16 protein-coding genes, 5 pseudogenes and 1 riboswitch are annotated in these 23,897 nt (G+C 75.5%); all 21 genes and pseudogenes read right to left on the bottom strand.

Annotated elements, in window-relative coordinates:
• Window positions 1-174: 174 nt before the first annotated feature.
• The 21 genes and pseudogenes from UK82_RS25485 to metK all read right to left on the bottom strand — a co-directional run bounded on the left by UK82_RS25485 (window position 175) and on the right by metK (window position 23,884).
• A complete protein-coding gene (locus UK82_RS25485; protein WP_055409793.1) occupies window positions 175-2,814 on the bottom strand; it encodes a phenylalanine--tRNA ligase subunit beta in 2,640 nt (879 codons plus the stop codon).
• Window positions 2,815-2,818: 4 nt separating this feature from the next.
• Entirely contained in the window at window positions 2,819-3,922 is a 1,104-nt protein-coding gene (pheS, locus tag UK82_RS25490; protein ID WP_044886932.1) for a phenylalanine--tRNA ligase subunit alpha, read from the bottom strand.
• Window positions 3,923-4,103: 181 nt separating this feature from the next.
• Window positions 4,104-5,249, bottom strand: a complete 1,146-nt coding sequence (locus tag UK82_RS25495; protein WP_044886931.1) for a HAMP domain-containing sensor histidine kinase — start codon at window positions 5,247-5,249, stop codon at window positions 4,104-4,106.
• A 131-nt stretch (window positions 5,250-5,380) separates the two neighbouring features.
• Window positions 5,381-6,247, bottom strand: coding sequence for an RNA methyltransferase (locus UK82_RS25500; RefSeq protein ID WP_044886912.1), 867 nt, complete (start codon window positions 6,245-6,247; stop codon window positions 5,381-5,383).
• Window positions 6,248-6,267: 20 nt separating this feature from the next.
• Window positions 6,268-6,544: 50S ribosomal protein L20 (gene rplT / locus UK82_RS25505; RefSeq protein ID WP_236706429.1), on the bottom strand; the 277-nt coding region annotated here is incomplete at its 5' end.
• Between the two features lies 1 nt (window position 6,545).
• Window positions 6,546-6,648, bottom strand: a pseudogene (locus UK82_RS40125) (50S ribosomal protein L20); the annotation flags it as partial.
• A gap of 109 nt (window positions 6,649-6,757) precedes the next feature.
• Window positions 6,758-6,952, bottom strand: coding sequence for a 50S ribosomal protein L35 (gene rpmI / locus UK82_RS25510; RefSeq protein WP_011606309.1), 195 nt, complete (start codon window positions 6,950-6,952; stop codon window positions 6,758-6,760).
• Between the two features lie 96 nt (window positions 6,953-7,048).
• Window positions 7,049-7,600, bottom strand: coding sequence for a translation initiation factor IF-3 (infC, locus tag UK82_RS25515; RefSeq protein WP_173667353.1), 552 nt, complete (start codon window positions 7,598-7,600; stop codon window positions 7,049-7,051).
• Window positions 7,601-8,080: 480 nt separating this feature from the next.
• Complete coding sequence (locus UK82_RS25525) at window positions 8,081-9,130, bottom strand: SseB family protein (RefSeq protein ID WP_055409797.1); 1,050 nt, start codon at window positions 9,128-9,130, stop codon at window positions 8,081-8,083.
• A 3,417-nt stretch (window positions 9,131-12,547) separates the two neighbouring features.
• Window positions 12,548-12,814 (bottom strand): 6,7-dimethyl-8-ribityllumazine synthase (ribH, locus tag UK82_RS40130; RefSeq protein WP_236706431.1); only part of this gene is annotated, 267 nt, incomplete at its 5' end.
• A 1-nt stretch (window position 12,815) separates the two neighbouring features.
• Window positions 12,816-13,030 (bottom strand): annotated as a pseudogene (locus UK82_RS40135) (6,7-dimethyl-8-ribityllumazine synthase); the annotation flags it as partial.
• A complete protein-coding gene (locus UK82_RS25540) occupies window positions 13,027-14,502 on the bottom strand; it encodes a bifunctional 3,4-dihydroxy-2-butanone-4-phosphate synthase/GTP cyclohydrolase II (protein WP_044886908.1) in 1,476 nt (491 codons plus the stop codon). The pseudogene UK82_RS40135 and the gene UK82_RS25540, both read right to left, overlap by 4 nt.
• Window positions 14,499-14,684 (bottom strand): annotated as a pseudogene (locus UK82_RS40140) (riboflavin synthase); the annotation flags it as partial. The gene UK82_RS25540 and the pseudogene UK82_RS40140, both read right to left, overlap by 4 nt.
• Before the next feature lies 1 nt (window position 14,685).
• Window positions 14,686-15,254, bottom strand: a pseudogene (locus UK82_RS25545) (riboflavin synthase); the annotation flags it as partial.
• Window positions 15,255-15,381: 127 nt separating this feature from the next.
• Window positions 15,382-15,511, bottom strand: a riboswitch (FMN riboswitch).
• 117 nt (window positions 15,512-15,628) lie between these two features.
• The gene (locus UK82_RS25550; protein WP_044886906.1) at window positions 15,629-16,213 is read right to left on the bottom strand and encodes a dCMP deaminase; all 585 of its coding nucleotides are present in this window, start codon (window positions 16,211-16,213) and stop codon (window positions 15,629-15,631) included.
• On the bottom strand, window positions 16,210-16,707 hold a 498-nt coding region (locus UK82_RS25555; protein ID WP_236706432.1), incomplete at its 5' end, for a ribulose-phosphate 3-epimerase. The genes UK82_RS25555 and UK82_RS25550, both read right to left, overlap by 4 nt.
• A gap of 1 nt (window position 16,708) precedes the next feature.
• A pseudogene (locus UK82_RS40145) lies at window positions 16,709-16,920 on the bottom strand (ribulose-phosphate 3-epimerase); the annotation flags it as partial.
• A 179-nt stretch (window positions 16,921-17,099) separates the two neighbouring features.
• A complete protein-coding gene (locus tag UK82_RS25560; RefSeq protein WP_055409804.1) occupies window positions 17,100-18,632 on the bottom strand; it encodes an RsmB/NOP family class I SAM-dependent RNA methyltransferase in 1,533 nt (510 codons plus the stop codon).
• Window positions 18,629-19,696, bottom strand: a complete 1,068-nt coding sequence (fmt, locus tag UK82_RS25565; protein WP_396230648.1) for a methionyl-tRNA formyltransferase — start codon at window positions 19,694-19,696, stop codon at window positions 18,629-18,631. Before fmt ends, UK82_RS25560 begins: the two co-directional genes overlap by 4 nt.
• Before the next feature lie 240 nt (window positions 19,697-19,936).
• Window positions 19,937-22,495 (bottom strand): primosomal protein N', encoded by a 2,559-nt coding sequence (locus UK82_RS25570; protein ID WP_152990020.1) that lies wholly within the window; start codon window positions 22,493-22,495, stop codon window positions 19,937-19,939.
• 192 nt (window positions 22,496-22,687) lie between these two features.
• Window positions 22,688-23,884 (bottom strand): methionine adenosyltransferase, encoded by a 1,197-nt coding sequence (gene metK, locus UK82_RS25575; protein WP_011606322.1) that lies wholly within the window; start codon window positions 23,882-23,884, stop codon window positions 22,688-22,690.
• Window positions 23,885-23,897 lie beyond the last annotated feature (13 nt).

The following is a 23,897-nucleotide window of genomic DNA, read 5'->3' on the forward strand; positions in this document are numbered from 1 at the left end:
GCCGCCAGGACCAGGACCAGTGATCATGATGTTCCCTGCGGAACCGTCGCGTCCTTCTGCTACCAGTTGCGTGCGGAACCGTGATCGTGCCGAGGCTTGGTCGCGATTGCGGGCGCAGAACCGTGAGTATGCCTCGGCACGATCTGGCCGCCATCCGGCCGAAAACCTGCCTGCCTATGCGCGTAGGGCGGCGCCGGTGCGCTGCGCGGCGAGTTCGACGGCCGCGTCGCGCACCGCGTTCGCCTCGGCGGCGGTCAGCGTCCGGTCCCCCGCCCGCAGGCGCAGACCGAAGGCGAGTGAGCGCTGCCCGGCGCCGACCTGGGCGCCCTCGAACACGTCGAAGAGGGTCAGCGACTCCAGCAGGTCGCCGGCGCCCTCGCGCAGGGCCTCGGTCACCTCGGCGACCGGCACCCGGCTCGGGACGACGAGCGCCACGTCCCGGTCCGCCGGCGGGTAGGTGGAGATCACCGGCGCGACGACCGGCGGCGCCGCCGTCGCGGCCTCGACGAGGACGTCGAGGCTGAGCTCCATCGCGACGGTGCGCGGCGGCAGGCCGGCGTCGCCGAGCACCCGCGGGTGCAGTTCCCCGGCGAAGCCGACGAGGCGGCCGCCGACGGTCAGCTCCGCGCAGCGGCCGGGATGCCACGGCATGGTGTCACCGGCCGTGACGGTCAGCGTGAGCCCGACCGCCTCGGCGACGACATGCGCGGCGTCGACGGCGTCCGCCCAGTCCGCCTCGCGGCCCGGCGTCGACCAGCCGGTCGGCTCGCGGCGACCGGTGAGCAGCGCCGCGACGTGACGGGCCTGCCCGGGCAGGACCGAGTCCAGCGCGGCGATCTCCTCGGCGGACGGACGGCGGTCCACCGGCGGCGTCGGCACCCGCACCGGCGCGCCGGGCTGCTCCCGGAAGACCCGACCGACCTCGAACAGGGCCAGGTCCTGCTGGCCCCGGCCGATGTTGCGCACCGCGGCGGCGATCAGCCCGGACAGCAGGGTCGTGCGCAGGTAGGCGGCGTCCTCGGCGATCGGGTTGGCGACCCGGACCGCCAGGCGCCGCTTGTCGTCCGCGACCAGGCTGAGCGCGTCGGCGGCGTCCGCGGCCACGAACGGCAGGGTCAGCACCTCGGCCAGGCCGGCGTACGCCAGCGCCCGGCCCACCGCCCGGTGCATCCGCTGCGCCGGGGTCAGGCCGCGGCCGGCGGGCAGCAGCGGCAGGGTCACCGGGATCGTGTCGTACCCCTCCAACCGCATGATCTCCTCGACGAGATCCGCGGGCCGGGTCAGGTCGGGCCGCCACGACGGCGGCGTGACGACGAGGACATCACCGCCGACGACGGTGGTGGTGGTGACTCCACCGACGGTGGTGGCGCCGGTGACGTCCGTGGTGAAGTCGGTGATGTCCGAGGTGGCACTGGCGGCGACCACGCAGCCGACGTCGGCGAGGCGGCGGCGGACGACCTCGGCGGAGTACGGCCGGCCGGCGAGCCGCTCGGGCTCGTGCAGGGACAGCAGCACGGGCGCCGCAGCCGGTCGGTGGTCGAGGTCGGTCACCCCCGGAGCGGGGCGGGCGCCGGCGAGCTCGACGAGCAGGTCGACGGCCGTCGCCGCCGCGACCGGGGCGAGCGCCGGGTCCACGCCGCGCTCGAAGCGCCGCGCGGCCTCCGAGGACAGCCGGTGGCGCCGCGCGGTGCGGGCGACGCTGATCGGGTCGAAGTGCGCGGCCTCCAGCACGATGTCGGTCGTCTGCGCGGAGATCTCCGTGCTCGCACCGCCCATCACCCCGGCCAGCGCGATCGGGCCGGTGTCGTCCGCGATGACCAGGTCCTCGGGGTCGAGGATGCGCTCGACCCCGTCGAGGGTGCGCAGCGTCTCCCCCGCCTCGGCCCGGCGCACGATGATGGCGCCGGTGAGCTTCGCCCGGTCGAAGGCGTGCAGCGGCTGGCCGAGCCCGAGCAGCACGGCGTTGGTGACGTCGACGGGCACGGAGATCGGCCGCATCCCGGCCAACGACAGCCGCCGGGACCAGCCCAGCGGCGTGCGGGCCGCAGGGTCGACGCCGGTGACCACCCGGGCGACGTACCGGTCGCAGCCCGCGGTGTCCTCGACGACGACCGGATACGCCTCCCCGGCCGCACTCTCCCCGACCGCGACCTGCCCGGCCGCGACCTGCCCGGCCTCGACCTGCCCGGCCTCGACCTGCCCGGACCGTGGGACGCCCGGGTCGGTGAAGGGCAGCGCGAAGGCGGTCGCCGCCTCCCGGGCGATGCCCCGCACCGACAGCGCGTAGCCGCGGTCGGGGGTGACGGCGATGTCGAGGATCTCGTCGACGAGATCGAGCAGCTCGGTGACGTCGGCGCCGATCGGGGCCGACGGCGGGAGCACGAGGATGCCGTCGTGATCCTCGCCGAGGCCCAGCTCCCGGGCGGAGCAGATCATCCCGTCGCTGACATGGCCGTAGGTCTTGCGGGCGGTGATGGCGAACCCGCCGGGCAGCACCGCGCCGGGCAGCGCGACGGCCACCCGGTCGCCGACGGCGAAGTTGTGCGCGCCGCAGATGACCCCCCGCACACCGAGACCCGACGACTCGCCGGCCGGCTGCGGGGCCACGCGGACCTGACACCAGCGGACGTCCTTCTTCTTCGTCTCCACGATCTCGAAGTCGACGATCTCCCCGACGACGACGCCGGAGACATCGCCCCCGACGCCGCGCAGCCCCTCGACCTCGAAACCGGCGCGGATCAGCGCGTCGGCGACCGCCCGGGTGGGCGGCAGCCCCTCGACGTACTCCCGCAGCCAGGACATCACGATCAGCATCTGCTCAGACCTCGATTCCGAACGGGAGGCTGAACCGGACGTCACCGTCGACGAAGTCGCGGATCTCCCGGACGTCATGCCTGATCATCGCGGCCCGTTCCAGGCCCATGCCGAAGGCGAAGCCGCTGTAGCGGGTCGGGTCGACCCCGGTGGCCCGCAGCACGTTCGGATCGACCATGCCGCAGCCGCCGATCTCGATCCAGCCCTCGTCCGAGCAGACCCGGCAGGGTTGGCGGGCCGCCTCGCCGCGGCAGGCGAAGCACTGCACGTCCAGCTCGGCGGACGGCTCGGTGAACGGGAAGAACGACGGGCGCAGCCGCGTCGACAACCCGGAGCCGAACAGCGCCTGCGCGAAGACCTCCAGCGTGCCGCGCAGGTCGGCCATGGTGATGCCCTCGTCGACGGCGAGCCCTTCGAGCTGGCCGAACACCGGCGAGTGGGTGGCGTCGATGGTGTCGTTGCGGTACGTCCGCCCCGGGCACACGACGTACACCGGCAGCGGCCGGTCGAGCAGGGCCCGGACCTGCACCGGCGAGGTGTGGGTACGCAGCACCCGGCCGGAGGCGGTGGGCTCGACGTAGAGGGTGTCGTGCTCGCTGCGGGCCGGATGGTCGGGGGCCATGTTCAGGGCCTCGAAGTTGAACCAGTCGTGTTCGATCTCGGGTCCCTCGGCGACCTCGTAGCCCATGGCGACGAACACGTCGACGAGCCGGTCGGACAGCGAGGACAGCGGGTGGCGGGCGCCGCGGCGACGGCGCGCCACGGGCAGGGTGACGTCGACGCGCTCCTCGCGCAGCACCCGGGCGTCGCGTTCGGCGGTCAGCTCGGCCAGGCGCGTGTCGTAGGCGGCCTGGACCTCGGCGCGGGCGGCGTTGTGCCGACGGCCGGCGTCGGCACGCTCCTCGCGCGGCAGCGCACCGAGCTCCCGGCGGGCCAGCACCAACGGGGCGGCGGCGCCGTGGACGTGGGCGGTGCGGGCGGCGGCCAGCGCGTCGAGGTCGGTGGCGGCGCGGATCGACTCCCGGGCCGCGGCGACGGCCGCGGCGAGCTGGTCGGGGTCGAGGGCGTGGACCCGGGACGGGTCGACAGTCTCTCCAGGGGCGGGCACGGTGCTCATCCTCGTATCGTTTCGCTGGGCATGAGGTCGCCCGGCCGGAGTGATCGCCCGGCCCGGAAGGGGCCCGGCGGGCGATGGAGGCCGGGAGGCAGCCGCGGCGGCGGCGCGGTCCGCGCTCGATGCCGCCCGTCGGCTGCCCGGGGCGCCCGCCGGTCGATCGTGACGCTCGGCCTCAGCCGAACACCGGACCGCCGGCGGGCACGAAAAATCGGAATTCGGCGCCGCCGCCCGCGGCCCGGCCGACCGAGATGGTGCCCCCATGCGCCTCGATCAGTGCCTTGGCGATGTAGAGCCCGAGACCGGTGCCGTTGCCGCGGCTGGCACCGCGCCAGAACTTCGTGAACACGCGCGCGGCGTTCGATTCGGACACGCCTTCGCCCTCGTCGGCCACGCTCACCTCCGTGCCGGTGTCGCTGCCGCGCAGCAGCACCGTCACAGTACCCGCGCCGTGGCGCAGCGCGTTGTCGACCAGGTTGTGGAGCACCTGCTCCATCTTGTCCGGATCGACCCACATCTCGGGCAGCTCGCCCTCCTCGCGGACGTTGAACCGCTCGGCGCCCGCCGCCCCGGCGGCGATCTTGCCGTCGACCACCGAGCGCACCCGGCTGGGCAGGTCGACGATCTGCTTGCGGACCTGGATGCGGCCCGAGTCGATGCGGGAGACGTCGAGCACCTCGGCGAGCAGGCGGGTGACCCGGTCGGCGTCGGTGTTGACCGTGTTCAGCATGAGCTTCTTCTGCTCGTCGGTGAACCGGTCCCACTTGGCCAGCAGCGTCGCCGTGAAGCCTTTCACGCTGGTCAGCGGCGAGCGCAGCTCGTGGGCGACGGTGGCGACCAGGTCCGCCCGGTTGCGCTCCAGCCGCTCCCGACTCAGCGTGTCGCGCAGCGACAGCGAGACCCGGGCCAGCCGACCCGCGACCCGAGTGAAGCGGACGGTGACGTGAAAGTCGCGATCGTGCACCGGACCGGCATAGGTCAGCCGTCGCTCGGGCTGCCCGATGACCCTCGGCAGCTCCCGGCTGAGCGCGGAGCACTCCCACCAGTCGTTGCCGCGCTCGTCCAGCAGCGGGAGCACCTCGGTGAGGTGCCGGCCGACCGCGGCCGGCACGGGCACGCCGATCAGGCGGACCGCGGCCCGGTTGAAGACCTCGACCGTGCCGGCGGCGTCGGTGACGACGACCGCATCGGGCAGCAGATCGAACGCGGCCGCGGGCAGTGGCCCGTCCAGCGCGGCCGAGCCGGCGCCGTCGCCGCCGTCGGCCTCGGCGGGGTCCGCCGGTACGCCGTGATCCTGCACGGGCTCGTCGTCAGCAGTCATGGCCTCGCCTGATGCCGGGGCGGCGGTGGTGGGCAAGCCGGCCGAGCCGCCCGCCGGGGGAACGGTTGCACCGGCGGGAGCCGGCGGCTGCTGCGTGGTCGGCGCCTGTTCGGATGTCGATGCGACGGTGTTCACCACCGCCGACCACCTCCTCCGGTGCCGTCAGTACCGGACCTACCCGTTCTCTGCGCCCGCGCCGATGCGTATAGGCACAGGGCGGACGCAACCGCAAGATTCAGGGACTCGGCCTGACCGTACACCGGTACCCGCAACGCCGCGTCCGCGGCGGCCAGACCGGCGGGATCGAGACCGTGCGCCTCGTTGCCGAACAACCAGGCAGTGGGCCCGTCGAGCTCGCCGGCGTCCACCGCGGTGTCGAGATCACGCCGCGCGGAACCCGAGGTCGCGACGATCCGGCACCCCCGTGCGCGCAACCCCGCCACCACGTCGGCGAGCGTCGGTTCGACGATCACCGGGAGGTGGAAGTGGCTACCGGCCGACGACCGCACGCACTTCCCGCCGAACGGGTCGACGCCGCCGCCGGTGAACACCACCGCGTCCGCCCCGGCCGCGTCCGCGCTGCGAATCACGGTGCCGGCGTTGCCCGGATCGTTCGCGCCCACGCACACCGCCACCAGTCGGGGTGCGGCCAGGTCGACGAGCCGGTGACCCGGCAGGGCGGCGACGGCGACGAGCCCCTGGGGGGTGACCGTCTCGGACAGCGCCGCCGCGGCCTCGTCCGTCACGAGCCGGACGGGCACCGCGGCGGCGCGCAGCAGATCGTCGTGACGGCCCGCCGCCGACACGCCCACGAACACCTCGAGCAGGCCGCCCGCGGCGACGGCCGCGCCGACGGCCTGCGCCCCCTCGACGAGGAAGCGGCCCTGCTCCCGGCGCTCCGCCGGGCGCCGCAGGCGCCGGGCGGCACCGACCCGAGCCGACCGCAGCCCGGCGACCGGCCCACGATCGGGCGGCGGGAGCACGCGGGCGGCGGGCACGGGTCGGCGTCGCGACGGGCTCAGGCGGCGGTCGGCTCCGGCGCCGCCGCCAGGGCCGCCCGGGCCACCTCGACCAGAGCGGTGAAGGCCGCGGCGTCGTTGACCGCCAGATCGGCGAGGATCTTGCGGTCCACCTCCACGCCGGACAGCTTCAGACCCTGCACGAAGCGGTTGTACGTCATGCCGTTGGCGCGCGCCGCAGCGTTGATCCGAGTGATCCACAACTGCCGGAAGTCGCCCTTGCGCGCGCGACGGTCCCGGTAGGAGTAGGTCATCGAGTGGAGCATCTGCTCCTTGNCCTTGCGGTAGAGCCGCGAGCGCTGGCCCCGGTAGCCGCTGGCCTGTTCGAGGACCGTACGGCGCTTCTTCTGGGCGTTGACCGCCCGCTTCACGCGTGCCATGAGGGCACCTGTCTCCTTCGTTCGGGTGCATCCGGCCGGNCGGACCGGGATCGATCACCGCGCAGGGCGCGCCGGTGTCACCGGGGCCGGATTCGTCAGCGGGGCGCGCTCAGCGGGCGAGAAGGCGCTTGATTCGGCCTGCGTCCGCCTTCGTCAGCGGCTCCACGCCGGCCAGCCGGCGGGTGCGGCGGCTGGACTTGTGCTCCAGCAGGTGGCGGCGGTTGGCCTTCTGGCGCACCACCTTGCCGGAGCCGGTGATCCGGAACCGCTTGCTCGCGCCGCTGTGGGACTTCTGTTTGGGCATGTCGACATCCTGACGGTTTACGGGGGGTGGTCGAGCGGTCGCCGCGGTGAGGTCCGGACGGTGGGGACACCACCGCGCGGACCCACCGACGTCGGGTCAGACGTGGCCAGCCGGTTCCGGCAGCCGCTGCGGCTTGGAACCCTTGTGCGGGGCCATCACCATCGTCATGTTCCGGCCGTCCTGCTTGGGCTGGGCCTCCACGTAGCCGAGGTCGGCCACGTCGGCGGACAGCCGCTGGAGCAGGCGGATGCCGAGCTCCGGCCGGGACTGCTCCCGACCGCGGAACATGATGGTGATCTTTACCTTGTCACCGGCTCGCAGGAACCGCACGACGTGACCCTTCTTGGTCTCGTAGTCGTGCGGATCGATCTTCGGCCGCAGCTTCATTTCCTTGATGACGGTCTGGACCTGGTTCTTCCGAGCTTCCCGACGCTTCTGGTCGGACTCGTACTTGAACTTTCCAAAGTCCATCAGCTTGCAGACCGGAGGGCGAGCGGTCGGCGCGACCTCCACGAGGTCGAGATCGGCCTCCTGCGCCATGCGCATAGCCTCGCCGATCGCAACGATGCCGATCTGCTCGCCTTCCGCGCCGACGAGGCGTACCTCGGGGACGCGGATCCGGTCATTGATACGGGACTCTGTGCTGATGTGTTCCTCCGTTGCTCGACGCGCGGGCGTGACCTCACCGCAGCGGAGCACCGAGCCTGGCCGCACCAGGCTCCCGGCCGACAACCGCGGGAACGGCTCGGCCGACCGGCGACCCGGCTGCCGTGGCCACGGCCCGGAACTCGGGCCGGTCGACACTCTGACACCCCGTGGAGGCGGCGCCAGTCGGCAACATCGGGTGGAGGGCGAACCCCCGCTTGGTCCTGCCGGACAGGCTCCGTGCCCTCGCCAGGGCCGTCACGAACGACGGCACCATCGGATGGGTGGAACCAACCGGCAATCGGTCTGAGGCCAAGAGTAGCACCACACCGCCGGGCAGGACGATCACGGCGGCGACCGGCCGCCCCGAACGGGCGCGGCGACCGCGATCCGCGAGCCGACAGACAGGGACGATCCGGGCGACGGCCGGCCCGCGGGGAGCGATCCGCCCCGCGACCCGGACCCGCGCGGCCGCGGGGTGGCTCAGCGGGGCGGCCGCCACCCCCAGCGCCGCTCGGAGCGCAGGCCACGGCCCAGGAGCCGACGCACCGCCCGAGCCTGTCCCGACCCGACCAGCAGCACCGCCACCGCGCGCGCGGCCGCGGGTTCGGGGGCGCCGAGCTGGCCAGCCCCACCCGCCGGGCTCGTCGAGGCCGTCGAGGCCGTCGGAGCCGTCGAGGCCGAGCCGCTGGTTGCGGAAGCCGTCGCCAGGAGCTGGGACAGTCGACGGGCGATCGACTCCCCCGTCGCGGGCGTGTCCCCCACCGAGCCGTGGACCGCGACGGCGAGCACGGGTCGCGGCGCCGTCGCGCCGGGCTCCACCAGTTCGGCCGGCCAGGCCTCGACCCGTTCCGTGATCGCCCGCAGGGCCACCCGCACTCGGGGACGGGCCAGCGGTCCGTCGGGGTCTGCCGGCCGCCGCAGCGCCGTCAGGGCGATGTCGACGGACGGATCCGTCCGCCCCACGCCCACCGGCGCATCCCCACCACCGGCGACATCCGCACGATCGGCCCCACCCGCACGATCGACCGCACCCGCACGATCGACGGCGACCGCGCGGTCGGCTCGATCGGCATCGGCGGCGGCATCCGGACCGACCGGGATGTCCGCGCCGCCGGGACCGACCTCCAGGCTGGTCGGGTACGGGCCGGCGACGTCGATCACCACCGAGTCGAGGCCGAGGCGGACCGCCTCCGCCCAGGCGTCCGGGGCGGCCACCGGCACGGGGCGGGCGGCCCCACGCCAGGCGGCGAGCGTCGCCACGCTCGAGAAGATCGGCAGCGCGGTGGCACCGGACGGGGTGCGCAGAGTGGCCAGCGCCATCTCACTGGTCTTGTCGGCGCCGGTGGTGGCGTCGGCCGAGGTGAGCATGGCCTCGATCGCGACGAAGACCCGGGCGCGGCGCAGGGCGGCGGTCAGGGCGGCAGGATCGACGCGACCGGTCGAGCCGCCGGCGGCGAGCACCCGGACGAGGGCCTCGTCGGCCGCCCCGTCGTCTCCCTGCCCGGCCGGAGTCAGCAGATGGCGTGCCATTCCCCGCAGCCTAAACGCCGCAGCGCCGGGCGGCCCCGCGGCCGCCGGTGCCGGACCGGCCTGCAGCCACCCCCCATCACCGCCCCGCCGCCGGGACCACCCGGGGCCGGCGGTGGGTGCGTCAGGCCCCCGAGGGCCAGGCAGCGATGCGAGCCTGTGGATCGGCGGCGGCGAGAGCGGGGCGGGCGAGGGCCGCCGCCGGCTGGGAACCGGGCAGCGGGGCGGTGGCGACCGCACCGGCGAGACGCTGGAAGGCGAACCGGGTCCGCCTGCGCAGGCGGAACCAGTTGATCGGCCGGCTGTCGGCCAGCGCCGCGTCGAACGGCACCGGCACCGTCATGTACGCCCGATCCTCGAGATGGTCCAGGCGCATCCGGGCGCCGCGGCTGAGCCGGGACGGGTAGGTCTCCACGATGGCGACGATGACGGTGGCGACGAGGTCACCGCGGCCGGCCGCGGTGAGCGCGGTCAGCGCGTCGTCCGCACCCGCGATCTCCGCCTCCCCGGCGCGGACGGTCAGCACGAGCAGGTCCGCGCGGGCGAGCAGGGTGGCGGGGACCGGCTGGTTCCAGCCCGGCGGCGCGTCCGCGACGACGGCCGGGTACCAGTGGCCGAGCAGGTCCAACGCCCAGGCCAGCTCCTCGGGCAGCAGGCCGGGGCCGGCAAGGTCGCGCATCCCGGCCAGCACCTCCAGCCCACCCGACCCGTCGGAGGCCAGGAAACGGCGGACGTCCTCGAGGGAGGAGACCGGCGGGCGGGCGCCGGCCAGTTCCCGCAGGCCGACCCCCGGGGGCATGAGGCCGACCCGGTGCGCGAGCAGCCCGCACTGGTCCGGGGAGGCGTCGACGGCGACGACCCGGTGGCCATGGTGCGCAGCCATCGCCAGGCCCAGCCCGGCGGCCACGGTCGTCCGTCCGCCGCCGCCGCCGAACCCGCCGATCAGTACACGCCGGCCCCCGGCCCGCGGACGCTGGTAGACCAGGCCGTCGGCGCCCACCGGCGCCGCGCTCGCCGCCGTGGCGGGCGCGGGCTGCGGGACGGCTCCAGCTGCCCGAGGCGCGATGACCGCACCCGCCGGTCGGACCGGCGCCGCGGGAACCCGCCGGACCGGCATGTTCGGCGGGGGTGGGGGAAGCGCGGGCGCTGTGGAGATCGGCTCCGCCCACGGGCCGGCGGCGGCGGACGCCTCGGCGGCCCGCCAGGAGGCGCCGGCGGCCGGATCGGCCGCGGCGCCGTCACCGAACCCGGCGATGTCATCACTTCGAGTCGCATCGCGAGTCGGGGTGGCACCGCCGGTCGGGGGGAACAGACCGGTCCGGGTCGGGTCCGGGGTGTGGCCCTGGGACGTCTGGCCCTGGGACGTCTGGGCCTGGGACGTCTGGCCCTGAGGCGGCTGGACCTGAGGCGGCTGGACCTGAGGCGNCTGGACCTGAGGCGGCTGGGCTGGCATGAGGGCCGCGCCCGGGCGGGTGACGTCGAAACGGCTCATCTCGCCCCGGTGCAGGGGCGCGGACTCCGCGGTCGCGGTCGCGGGCGGGGGCGGGTCGGGCACGCCCGGCGCCGATGGGCTTTCCTCCGGCACCTGCCAGGGCGCGGCGGGGTTGGTGGACGAGGGCAGCGGCGGAAGCTCCGGCCCGACGGGGGCCGCAGCCGGGTAGAGGGGGGCCGCAGGGGGGACGGCGGCCGGGCCGTACTCGGCTCCGGAGGGGCCGAACAGCGGGTCGGCCGGCCGATACGGATAGGCAGGGGCCGGCAGGTCGGCCGGCGATGCCGGTGTGACGTCCGGATACGGCAGGGGCAGCGCGGCCCGGGACGGCTCGATGGGCACGGGCCCGGCCGAGGCCGGGTCGATCTGCGTGGGGCGGGGCGCTCCCGCCCACGGATGACCGGGTTGTTCGGCGGCGGAGCCGCCGTCGGCATCTTCGGGGCGATCCGGTCTTGAGGCGGCGGGTGCGGCACCCGGCGGGAGGAGCGAGCCCGCCGCGGGCACGAGAACCGTCATGCTGCCCCAGCTCTCACCGGGCGGCGGAACCGCGGGAGGCGGCGGAATCGTGAGAGACGGGGGAACCGTGGGAGGCGGCGGAGCTGTGGGAGGCGGCGGAGCTGTGGGAGGCGGCGGGGAGACGTTCGGCGGCAGCACCGTGGCACTGGGCGGCGGAGGTACCGGAAGGAACGGGACGACCCCGCCAGCAGCGCCGACGGGCGGCGCAGCGTCCGTCCCCGGCGGGAGGACCAGGCCACCGGGGGCCGGCGCGGCGGCGGGGCGGCCGGTGGCCCCGGCCGGTGTCGCGGCCTCGCCGGACGGCGACGGGTGGGCCGGGACGGCGAGGTCGGGCGTCCACCCGGACGGGCCTGGGGCCGGCGCGCCGAGACCCCAGCCCGGCCGGTCCGGGGACGTCGCCGGGGGTCCGTCGGTCGCGGTCGGCCAGCCGCCGCCGATCGTGGGTGCCCAGCCACCGGCCGGCGGGATCGGATCGCCGGTGCCGGTGCCGGTGCCGGTGGCCGGAAGCGGCGGAAGCGGCGGACCATCCGTGGTGGACGCGGCCGCCTCCCCGCCGTCGGACGGCGCAGGGTATGGCGACCACGGGGGCAGCGGAGGCGGTGAGGTCCGATCCGCGAAGGGGCGGACCTCCGGCGAACGGGCGGGCGGGGAGGTCCGATCGACGGGCGGCCGGGTCTGCGGGGGCCGGGTCTGCCCGAGTCGGGCGGCCGTCGAGGCGGGAGGGGACGGCAGGGGACCAGGCGCGCGATCTCCGGGCAGCCCCCCGGGCGTCCCACCGGGAAGCCCACTGCCGGGCTCGCCCCGCGGCACGCCGGGACGCGTCCGGGTGGGGCGCCGGGTGACCAGGGCGTTGCGCGGCGACTGCGGCTCGGTCAGGCGCAGGCCGAGCAGGGAGATCGGGCGGGCATCCCCGCCGCCCGCGCCGGGGGCCTCCTGATCGGCGGACCGGGCCGAGACGTCGAGGCCGTCCCGGTCGGCCCCGGACGGATCGACCGGCGCCGCGGTGTCGTCATCGTCCCGGCTCCCACCATGACCCGCCATCCGTGCCACCCCGCCCCCATCTCCGGACCGACTCCGCTGGACGACACCGGAGCGCGAGGCAACCGCTACGGCGTGGCATCACGGTCTCGCGTCACCCACTGCCCCGACAAGAGCTCCGAGATGATCCAGATAGCCGGAAACAGACCCACGAGCAGCGAACACACCACCGGCACACTCGATCCACTCCGAATCGCCATGCGATGGCAACACCATACCGAGGCCATGTCACCGGGACGGATCGGGCTCGTACCGTCCGTGCGACATGAGGATGCGGACGGCCACCGCCCCCAGCGGGGACGGTGGCCGGATGGCACTCGGCGACGCCGGTCGGGAGGTCAGCCGGCGAGGTCAGCCGGCGGGGTCAGCCGCTGCGGTCAGCTCGCAAGGGCCAGCTCGCGCAGCACCGCTGCGGTGTCGAGGGCGGCCAGCGTCGCCTCTCGACCCTTGTCCTCGCTGGAGTCGGGCAGCCCGGCCCGGTCACGGGCCTGCTCGACCGTGTCGCAGGTGAGCACGCCGAAGCCGACGGGGACCCGGGCGTCAAGGGTGACCCGGGCCAGCCCCGCGGTGACGAACTGGCAGACGTAGTCGAAGTGCGGCGTGCCGCCGCGGATGACCACGCCGAGGGCGACGACCGCGTCGTGNCGCTGGGCCAGCGCCGCGGCGACGACGGGCAGCTCGACCGCACCGGAGACCCGCACGACGGTCGGCGCCGTCGCGAGCCCGGTGTCCTTGGCCGCGTGCAGCGCCCCGGCCAGCAGCGCATCGGTGATCTCGGCATGCCAGCGGGTGGCGACGATCGCCAGCCGCAGCCCGGCCACCGGCGGGAGCACCTCCTGCGGCGCGCCGAAGCCGCTCACAGACCCTCTCCGTCGGTGAGATCCACGCCGGCCGAAGAGCTGCCGCCGCCACCCGGGACGGCGGCGCAACCGGAGGTCGCGGGTACCCGCGCGGGGCTCGACGCCCAACGGCCACCGGCCGGCTCGTCCTCTCCGACGGCGCGGGGCAGCCCGGGCAGGACGTGGCCCATCCGGTCCCGCTTGGTCGTCAGGTAACGCAGGTTCTCCGGGGTCTGGGTGACCGGCATGCCGAGGAGCTCGACGATGCGCAGCCCGTAGCCCTCCAGGCCGGCCCGCTTCGTCGGGTTGTTCGACAGCAGCCGCAGGCCACGCACCCCGAGGTCGACGAGGATCTGCGCGCCGGTGCCGTAGTCGCGGGCGTCGGCGGGCAGGCCGAGCGCGAGGTTGGCGTCCACGGTGTCGTGACCGGCGTCCTGGAGCTGGTAGGCCCGCAGCTTGTGCATCAGGCCGATGCCGCGGCCCTCGTGGCCCCGCACGTAGAGGACCACCCCGCGACCCTCGGCCGCGATCATCCGCAGGGCGGCGTCGAGCTGGGTGCCGCAGTCGCAGCGCCGCGAGCCGAACACGTCGCCGGTGAGGCATTCGCTGTGCACCCGGACGAGGACGTCCTCGCCGTCGCCCAGCTCGCCGCGGATCAACGCGATGTGCTCCACCCCGTCGAGGGTGTTGCGGAAGCCGACGGCGCGGAAGGTGCCGTAACTGGTCGGGATCGTCGCCTCGGCGACCCGCACCACCTGCTTCTCCGTCCGCCGGCGGTAGGCGATGAGGTCGGCGATGGAGATCAGCAGCAGGCCGTGTTCGCGGGCGAACGCGGCGAGTTCGGGAAGGCGCGCCATCGTCCCGTCGTCGTTGACGATCTCGCAGATGGTGCCGGCCGGGCGCAGTCCGGCGAGCCGGGCCAGGTCGACGGCCGCTTCGGTGTGGCCCGGCCGCCGCAGCACGCCGCCGTCCTTGGCCCGCAGCGGGAAGATGTGCCCCGGCCGGCTCAGGTCGCCCGGAACCGTGTCGGGGTCGGCGAGCAGCCGGATCGTGCGGGCCCGGTCGGCGGCGGAGATGCCGGTGGAGACGCCCTCGCGGGCGTCGACGGTGATGGTGAACGCCGTGCCCATCCGCTCGGTGTTGTGCGGGACCATCTGGTCGAGCTCGAGCCGGTCGGTGTCGACGGCGTCCATCGGCACGCAGATCACCCCGGAGGTGTAGCGCGTCATGAACGCGACGAGCTCGGGGGTGGCCGCCTCGGCGGCGAAGATCAGATCGCCCTCGTTCTCCCGGTCGGCGTCGTCGACGACGACGAGCGGCCGGCCGGCGGCGATCTCTGCGATGGCGTCCTCGATGGAGGCGAACGTCACGTCAACGTCGCCGTCGCCGGTCGCCGGGCCGGCGTCGGACGTCCCGGTGACGGCCGTGGGCAGGACGGGGACGGGCGGGGCGGGGATGGCCGTCGAGGGGGCGCCGGCCGCGGATGTGGTCATCGGGACAGTCCGTTCGGGTCGATGGTGCCGGCATGCAGCTTCTCGACGTACTTGGCCAGCACGTCGACCTCGATGTTGACCCGGGCACCCGGTGCGCGGCGGCCGAGCGTGGTCAGGTCGAGGGTGGTGGGGATCAGGCTGACCGTGAACGTCGCCGGGGAGTCACCCCCGGCCGGGGTGACNTCGACGACGGTCAGGCTGACGCCGTCGACCGTCACCGAGCCCTTCTCCACGAGATAGCGGTCGAGGCCGGCGGGAAGGGCGATGCGGACGACCTCCCAGTGCTCGTCGGCCTGCCGGTCGACGACGACGCCGACGCCGTCGACGTGCCCCTGGACCAGATGGCCGCCGAGGCGGTCGGCCAGCCGGACGGGCCGTTCGAGGTTCACCGGATCACCGACGGCGAGCTCGCCGAGGGAGGACCGCACGAGGGTTTCGCGCATCACGTCAGCCGTAAACGTCGCGGACGCCGCGATTGTGCCGGCAGGCCCCGCACGACCGGCGCCCCCGGCCGGCACGCCGCCGCCCGGATCGGCGGTAGCCAGATCAGCGGTAGCCAGATCAGTGCCAGCCGGATCGGAGCCGGCCCGCTGGAAGGAGGTCACCGTGAGACACACGCCGTTGACGGCGATGGAAGCGCCGTGGGTCGCGTCCGCCAATACGGTCTGACAGGCAATGGTGAGCGCCGCCGACTCCGGCCGCGCATCCACCGCAGCCACCACGCCGAGCTCTTCAACGATGCCGGTGAACATCCGACTCGCGCCCTTCGGTCCCGGGCACCGCTCCCCGGTTTCGGGGAGTTGCCACGCGGGACCTGTCGGCATGCGCACGCCGACGCGCGCCCGCGGACGGCGACGGCCACCCACGGACACTGGGCCCGCGCGCGTCCTCCCATCCGGACTTTGACCGTCGGTCCCGGAATTCCACCGGATCAGCCGTCCCAGTACCTGCGGACGGGTCGCGGACTATCACCGCCGGCTCGGAGTTTCACCGACCCCGGAGCGCGCGTGCTGCTGGTTGTACTGCCCCAAGTCTGACATACGAAGCGGCCACACGCCGCACCCGGCGATGTGACTGAGGTCATGCCTGCCGGTCAAACACCAGGTCGGATGCGCCCCCGCGGCCCTCAGCCGAGCGGGAGGTGGCTGTTGACCGCGCGGACGTCCGCGGCGAGCGCCGGGATCTCGACCACCTCGACGCCGGCCGCGGCCAGCCGTTCGGCGCCGTCGCAGTCGACGAACAGCGACGGCTCGCGCCAGGCGAACACCACCCGGCCGATGCCGGCGGCGAGGATGAGCTCCGTGCAGGTCCGCGGCCGCGACGCCCGGGCGCTGCACGGCTCCAACGAGCTGTACACCGTCGCCCCCGCCGGATCGACGCCGGCACCGGCGTCGGCACCGGCGGCACCGGGGTCGGCACCGGCGGCCCGACCGGCACCGGCGGCCCGACCGCTGCGGGCGGCCGGCGAGTCGGTGCGCGCGGCGAGGCGGCGCAGCGCGACCTCCTCGGCGTGGTCGTGCGGTTCCTCCGCCCGGGAGTAGCCGTCGGCCAGCAGGGTTCCGTCGGCCGCCACGATCAGCGCGCCGACCGAGAACGCCGTGGACGACGGCGGGCAGCGACGCCCGAGCTCGACCGCGCGGGCCAGCCAGTACCGGTCCCCGACGTGCCCCGGGGGCGGACCACCGGGAGGCGGCGAGCCGGGCGTCGTCACGCCGGGTCGCCGACCGATCGGGAGGCCGGCGGGGTCAGCCGGGGGGCGACCCGCAGTGCCTGGGCGCGCAGCTTCTCGACGGCCTCGCCGGGATCGTCGGCGCCGAAGACCGCCGTGCCGGCGACGAAGACGTCGACCCCGGCGGCCGCGGCCTGCTCGACGGTGTCCTCGTTGACCCCGCCGTCGATCTGCAGCCACAGGTCCAGGCCGCGGTCGTCGATCAGGCGGCGAGCCGCCTCGATCTTCGGCAGCACCTCGGTCATGAACTTCTGACCCCCGAAACCGGGCTCGATCGTCATCAGCAGCAGCAGGTCGAAGCGGTGCAGGTCGTCGAGGTAGCGCTCAACCGGGGTGTTCGGCTTCACGGCGAGGCCGGTGCGGGCGCCGGCGGCCCGGATCGCCGCGGTCGTCCGCGGCAGGTCGGACACGGCCTCGGCGTGAATGGTCACGTTCGCCGCGCCGCGCTCGGCGTAGTCGGCGGCCCAGCGGTCCGGNTTGTCGATCATGAGATGGCAGTCGAGCGGAGTCTGCGTCGTCGACCGCAACGCCGTCACCACGTCCGGGGAGAACGCCAGGTTCGGGACGAAGTGGTAGTCCATGACGTCGACGTGCAGCCAGTCGGCTCGGCCCTCGACCGCGAGGGCGGCGTCGGCCAGTCGGCCGAAGTCCGCGGCGAGCAGGCTGGGATAGATCTGTGCGGTTGCCACCCCGCGAGACTATCGACCGAACGACGCACGCCCCGACCCGTTTCGACACCTTCGCGGTCGACACCTCCTCCGCTGGGAGCCTTCCCGCTCGGGACCGCCGCGCCCGGTACCTCCGCCGCGCGCCGGCCCCCGGGCAGGCGGCCGGCGGTCGCGGGGCCGGCGCCTGCCCCCGCCCGGGCTCAGTCCGGGTTGCGGCGCAGCAGCGCCACGAACATCGCGTCCGTGCCGTGCCGGTGCGGCCAGAGCTGGACGAACGGACCGGATCCGAGTCCGTCGACCTCCGGCAGGCCGAGCCGCGCGTCGAGCACGGAGACATCGACCCGCTGGCCGCTCACCTGGCGAACCACCTCGACGGTCTCCGCCGGATGCGGGGAGCAGGTCGCGTAGGCAACCACCCCGCCGGGTCGGACCAGGTCCAGCGCGGCGACGAGCAGGGCGCTCTGCAACGGCACGAGAGCGGCCAGATCGCCGGGGATACGCCGCCAGCGGGCCTCCGGGCGGCGCCGCAGCGCCCCGAGCCCGGTGCAGGGGACGTCGACGAGCACCCGGTCGGCGCTGCCCGCCGGCAGCGGAGCCGCCCGCCCGTCCGCGCGCACCACCCAGGCCCGCGGCTCTCCCGCCAGCGACCGGGCCACCAGCCCGGCTCGGGTCGCCCGCGGTTCCAGCGCGAGCAGGCTCGCGCCGGAACCCGACGCCGCCTCGAGACCCGACGCCGCCTCGAGACCCGACGCCGCCTCGAGACCCGACGCCGCCTCGAGACCCGACGAGAACCCGGGCCCGCCGCCCGAGCGATCGGTGAGCAGGCCGGCGAGCAGCGCCGCCTTGCCGCCGGGGCCCGCGCACAGGTCGACGGTCAGCCCACGGTCCCGGCCGACCGTAGCCGTCCGGGCCAGCGCGAGCGCGACGAGCTGACTGCCCTCGTCCTGCACTGCCGCGGCCCCGGACGCCACCGCCGGCAGCCGCGCGGGATCGCCGCCGTCGAGGCGCACCGCATACGGCGAGTAGGGGCCGGGTGCCGCCACGAGCCCCTCCCCGGCGGCCTCGGCGAGCAGGCGGTCCCGATCGGTGCGGCCCGGACGGGCGACCAGGTGCACCGCCGGCCGGGCGTCGTCGGCGACGAGCGCGGCGCGGGTCTCGTCGAGGTCGTCCCCGAGCGCCTCCGCCACCACCTCGACGATCCAGCGCGGATGGGTCGTCACCACCGCGAGGTGGCCGATCGGGTCCGTCTCGAAGCGGGGAGCGCCGAGCAGGGCGGCGAGATCCCCGCCCGTCTCCGCGATCCGGGCGGCCACCCGACGCAGCACCGCGTTCGCGAACCGGACCGGACGCTCGCCGCTGGTCGCCCGGACGAGATCCACGGTGCTGGCCACCGCGGCGCGGGCGGGCACCCGGGTGCGCAGCAGTTGGTAGGCGCCGAGCCGTAGCGCGTCGCGCAGCGGCGGGTCGATGTCGTGCACGGGTCGGCTCGTGGCCGTATCGAGCAGCCCGTCGAGGGTGCCCTGGGCGCGCAGCGCACCGTAGGCGAGCTCGGTGACGAAGCCGCGATCGCGGGCCGGCAGCCCGCTGCCGGCGAGCAGCGAGGGCAGGAGCAGGTTGGCGTACGAACCACGCTCGTCGACCGCGCGCAGCACCTCCCAGGCCAGCAGTCGGGGCCGGTCGACGGCGGCGGGCGGGCGGGCGCCGCGGGTGCCCGGTGATCCGGCCGGGCTCATGCGGCTCCCCCGCCGCCGGACAGCCTCCCCGCCGACGACACCTGCTCCGCCGGCGACACCTGCTCTGCCGACGACGCCTGCTCTGCCGGCGACACCTGCTCCGCCGACGACACCTGCTCTGCCGGCGCACGCAGGACGTCCTCGGCGGTCAGCCGCGCCCCTCGGGCCCAGTCGGCGGCCTCCATCGGCCCGCGGCCCTCGGGCCGCACCTCGCCGAGCAGCACCGGCGCCGTCCCGGTGCCCACGGCGACGGCGCCGTCGGCGAGCGCCGCCAGCCGGCCCGGCGCCAGCTCGGCCGGCACGTTCTGCGCCCCGACACGCACCGGACCGATCTTGATCCGTCGGTCCCGGAACACCGTCCAGGCTCCGGGCGCGGGTGCCGCCGCCCGGGTCAGCCGGTCCACCGCGACCGCCGGCAGGGTCCAGTCGATCAACGCGTCCTGGGCGGTCAGCTTCGGTGCGAACGACACCCCCTCGGCGGGCTGGGGCACTGCCTGCAGGGTCCCGTCGTGGATGCCGTCCATGACCGCGGCGAGCAGGTGCGCCCCGGACTCCGCGAGCCGGTCGAGCAGGTCACCGGAGGTGTCGGTGGGGCGGACCCGCTCGGTGACGACGCCGAACACCGGGCCGGAGTCCATCGCCGGTTCGATCTGGAACACGCTGGCGCCGGTGAGGTCGTCGCCGGCGAGCACCGTGCGCTGCACCGGCGCCGCGCCGCGGTAGGCCGGTAGCAGCGAGAAGTGCAGGTTCACCCAGCCGTGGCGGGGGATCGCCAACGCCTCCCGGGGCAGCAGGGCGCCGTAGGCGACGACCGGGCAGCAGTCCGGCGCCAGGCCGGCGAGCGCCGCGAGAAAGTCCGGGTCGCGCGGCCGCTCTGGGCTGAGCACCGGGATGCCGGCCTCATCGGCAAGCAGGTGCACGGGAGGTGGTTTGATCTTCCGGCCTCGGCCGGCGGGCCGGTCGGGGCGAGTGACGACCGCGACCACGTCGTGGCGCGGGCTGTCGATCAACGCCCGCAGGCTGGGCAGGGCGACCGCCGGTGTGCCGGCGAAAACAAGACGCATACGCGAGCACCGATCCGCCGCGACGCCATGCGGACGCCGCGGCCGTCTACGGGGGCAAGATCCGAGCTGTCTGGCCAGGCCGGGGACCGTCCGCCAGCACCCGGAACGGGGACACGGGCGGCGTCCTCGAGCCTGCCGCTGCCCGACCGTACCGCGGGCGGGCACCGCTGTGGCGGACGGCCGGCCCCGGCGACAGACGCCGGCCCCGGCGGGGGCCGGCCGCCGGCGGTGGGCGCGCGGTCAGCCGATGACGAGCGGGTCGAGTTGGACGCGCAGGCCGGCGGTGCTCCGGCGGGCGCCGAGGACGCCGCGAGCCTCGTGCAGGGCGGCGGCGAGGGCCGCGCCGCGCTCGCGGGGCACCCGGATGAGCAACCGTTCGATCTCGCCCCCCTCGCCAGCGCCCGGGCCGCCGACCGACGCCGGCCCGCCGCCCGGGGTCGCTGCCGCCCGTGCGCGGGGTGCGGGTGGCAGCGGCACGGGGCCCAGCAGGTCGGCCCCCTCGGGTAGGCGGGTCACCGCGAGCAGCTCGGCGACAGCCGCGGCGCTGCCCTCCACGGTGGCCATCCGGGTCGCCGGCGGGAAACCGAGTTCGGCGCGCTCGTCGGCCTCTCGGGCGGCGAAGGTCGCGGGATCCCAGCGGACCAGGGCCTGCACGACCGGGAGCCCGGCGTCGGCGGACACGATGACCCGCCCGCCGCGTGGCGCCGGGCGGGCCAGCGCCGCCGCCGCCGCCCAGCGCCGCAGGGTCGTCTCGGCGGCCCGCAGGTCGGGGCGGCCGAGCAGGGCCCAGCCGTCGAGCAGGAGCACGGCGCCGTACCCACCGACCGCGACCGGCTCGGCGCCAGGGGTGGAGATGACGAGCGCCGGCTCGGCGGGAACGGCGGCGAGCACGCCGTCGCGCCCCGAGGTCCGCACCGGGACGTCGGGGAAGGCCCGGCCCAGCTCCTCGGCGGTGCGCCGGTCCCCCGTCACCGAGGCCCGCAGCCGCGGGCTCGAACACGACAGGCATCGCCAGACCGCCACGCCGGCCGCGCCACCCGCGGCGGCAACGGCCCGGGGCTCGGGGGCTCGGGGCTCGGGCGCGGGGGCGGCTCCCAGCGCGCCCGGGGCGGCGGGCACCGGGCGACCGCACCACTGGCAGGACAGCACGCCGGCGCCGGAGGAGCGGCCCAGCGGACCCTGGCAGTGCCGGCAGCGGGCGGGACGCCGGCAGTCCGCGCACGCCAGCGAGGGTTGGTAGCCGCGCCGGGGCACCTGGACCAGCACCGGGGCACCGGCGGCCAGGGCCTGGCGGGCCGTGCGGACCGCGAGCGACGGCAGCCGAGCGGCGCGGGCGGCCGGATCTCGGGCGTACTCGTGGTCCGAGCCGGTCGCCTCGACCCGGGGGGCGAGCGCCCGGACCTCGGGCAGGGGCAGCACCAGCGGATGGGCCCAGCCGCTGCGGACGAGCGCCTCGGCCTCCGTCGTTGGGCAGAAACCGCCGATCAGCAGGGCGCAGCCGTCCTGGCGCGCGCGCAGCATGGCGACGTCTCGGGTGTGCGGGTAGGGAGCCAGCGGCTCGGCGTGCAGCTCGTCCCCGTCGTCCCACACGACCAGCAGGCCGAGGTCGGCGACGGGGGCGAAGACCGCGGAACGGGTGCCCACGACGACCCGCGCCTGCCCGCGGCTGGCCGCGAGGAAGGCGCGGTACCGGCGCGACGGGCCGAGGTCGGCCCGCAGGGCGACGGTGGTCTCGCGTCCGATGACCTCGACCAGCGCGGCCTCGACCCGGTCGACGTCGCGATGGTCGGGAACGACGACGACCGCGCCACGGCCCGACCGCACCGTGGCGCCGACCGCGGTGGCGATCATCGCCGGCCACGCGGGGCCGGGCGGCGCCCACCACACCGCGCGCGGCGATCGGCCCGCGGCCAGCGCCGCGAGCATCGACGGCCCGGCGGGATAGCGCGCCCACTCCGCCGGCCGCCCGTCGTGGGCAGCACCATCCGCCGGCGCCGACGGCGCAGCCCCGGGGGTCATCCGAACCGGGGTCGGGACCGACGGCTGGGTGCTCTCCGGCGCAGCGGCGACCTCTGGCCGGGGGGCGACGGGTTCGGAGGTCGTGGCAGCGGCCTCGGGCGGAGGGGAGGCCTCCTCGGAGACACCGGCGGCGGTCGCCGGTCGGGAGGGACTTTCCTCCGGCGGGGAAGGGGCGCTCTCGGTACGGCCGTGGCGTGGTGGCACGGCGAGGCGAAGAACGTCGGCCAGCGTGCCGGCGTAGCGGTCCGCCACGGCGCGGGCGAGCCGGGCGATCGAATCGGACAGCACGGGCTCCGGCGAGACCGACCGCTCCAGCGGGGCCAGTCGGCCCGGGTGCTCCGAGACGGCCCGCCGTTCCAGGACGAAACCGTCCACCTGCCGGCCGGCGAAGCGGACCCGGACCCGGGAGCCGGGCACGGCCGCCGCGGCGAGATCGGCCGGGACGAGGTAGTCGAAGGGACGGTCGAGGTGGGTCAGCGGGGTGTCGACCGCGACCCTGGCCACGGGCAGCTCCGCGGCCAGCGGGGACGGCGCGCCGGGACCGCGGGCCCGCCCCGAGCCCCCGCGCGCACCCGAACCTGCGCGCGCCGCCGAACCCCGACCCGGCCGCGGCGCCGACGCGGCGGATTCGCCCGGCGGGGAGGCCGGTCTCGGACCGCCCGCCGCCGCGGGCCGATCCGCGCCCTCCCCACTCGCGGGCGTGGCGCGGCCGCGAGCCTCGCCCGGCCGCCCGGCCGGCCCCGGGCCGACACCGGCGATCGTGGCGGGCTGTTCGGTCATGAGGGCATTAGTACCAGGCACCTCCGACAGGACCGGCCGGCCGCGGCCAGCCCGGGTCGGCCCCCCGCAGCGATCAACCCACCGCGATCGGCCCACGGCCACGGCGGACGGCAGGACGGCGGGGAAAGGCGAAGCCGGGTCGGTTCGGCGATGCGGACCGACCCGGCTTCCCAGGAGCGTGCGGTCGGGGCGTCAGCCCTTGACGGCGCGCTGGAGCGCCTCGGCGCGCGAGGTGGACTCCCAGGTGAAGTCGAGCTCGGGGCGGCCGAAGTGCCCGTAGGCGGCGGTCTGGGCGTAGACCGGGCGCAGCAGGTCCAGGTCGCGGATGATCGCGGCCGGGCGCAGATCGAAGACCTGGGTCACGGCGTCCTGGATCTGCTCCTCGGGGACCGTGCCGGTGCCGAAGGTCTCGACGAACAGACCGACCGGGTGCGCCTTGCCGATGGCGTAGGCGACCTGCACCTCGCAGGCGCTGGCGAGGCCGGCGGCGACGACGTTCTTGGCGACCCAGCGCATGGCGTAGGCGGCCGAGCGGTCGACCTTGGACGGGTCCTTGCCGGAGAAGGCGCCGCCACCGTGACGGGCGTAGCCGCCGTAGGTGTCAACGATGATCTTGCGACCGGTCAGGCCGGCGTCGCCCATCGGGCCGCCGATCTCGAAGCGGCCGGTCGGGTTGACCAGCAGGCGGCGGCCCTCGGTGGAGATCTCGAGCAGCGCCAGCTCCGGCTCGACGACGTACTCGGCGATGTCGGGTGCGAGCAGCGTGTCGAGGTCGATGTCGGCGGCGTGCTGGGTGGACACGACGACCGTGTCGAGGCGGACGGGCTTGCCGTCGGCGTACTCGATGGTGACCTGGGTCTTGCCGTCCGGGCGCAGGTAGCCGACCTGGCCGTCCTTGCGGACCGCGGACAGCCGCCGGGCGAGGCGGTGCGCCAGTGCGATCGGCAGCGGCATGAGCTCGGGGGTCTGGTCGCAGGCGAACCCGAACATCAGACCCTGGTCGCCGGCGCCCTGACGGTCGAGCTCGTCCTCGCTGGAACCCTCGACGCGGGTCTCGTGAGCGGTGTCGACGCCCTGGGCGATGTCCGCGGACTGCGCGCCGATGGAAACGCTGACCCCGCAGGAGGCGCCGTCGAATCCCTTCTTGGACGAGTCGTAGCCGATCTCCAGGATGCGCTCCCGGACGACCGCGGCGATGTCGACGTAGGTCTTGGTGGTGACCTCACCCGCGACGTGGACCTGGCCCGTCGTGATGAGCGTCTCCACCGCGACCCGGCTCTTCGGGTCGTCCTTGATCATGGCATCGAGGATCGAGTCGCTGATCTGGTCAGCGATCTTGTCCGGATGTCCCTCGGTGACGGACTCGGACGTGAACAGGCGCGTCGCCACTGGTCTAACCCCC

Source organism: Frankia sp. ACN1ag, from assembly GCF_001414035.1.
GTDB classification, from domain to species: Bacteria; Actinomycetota; Actinomycetes; order Frankiales; family Frankiaceae; genus Frankia; species Frankia torreyi.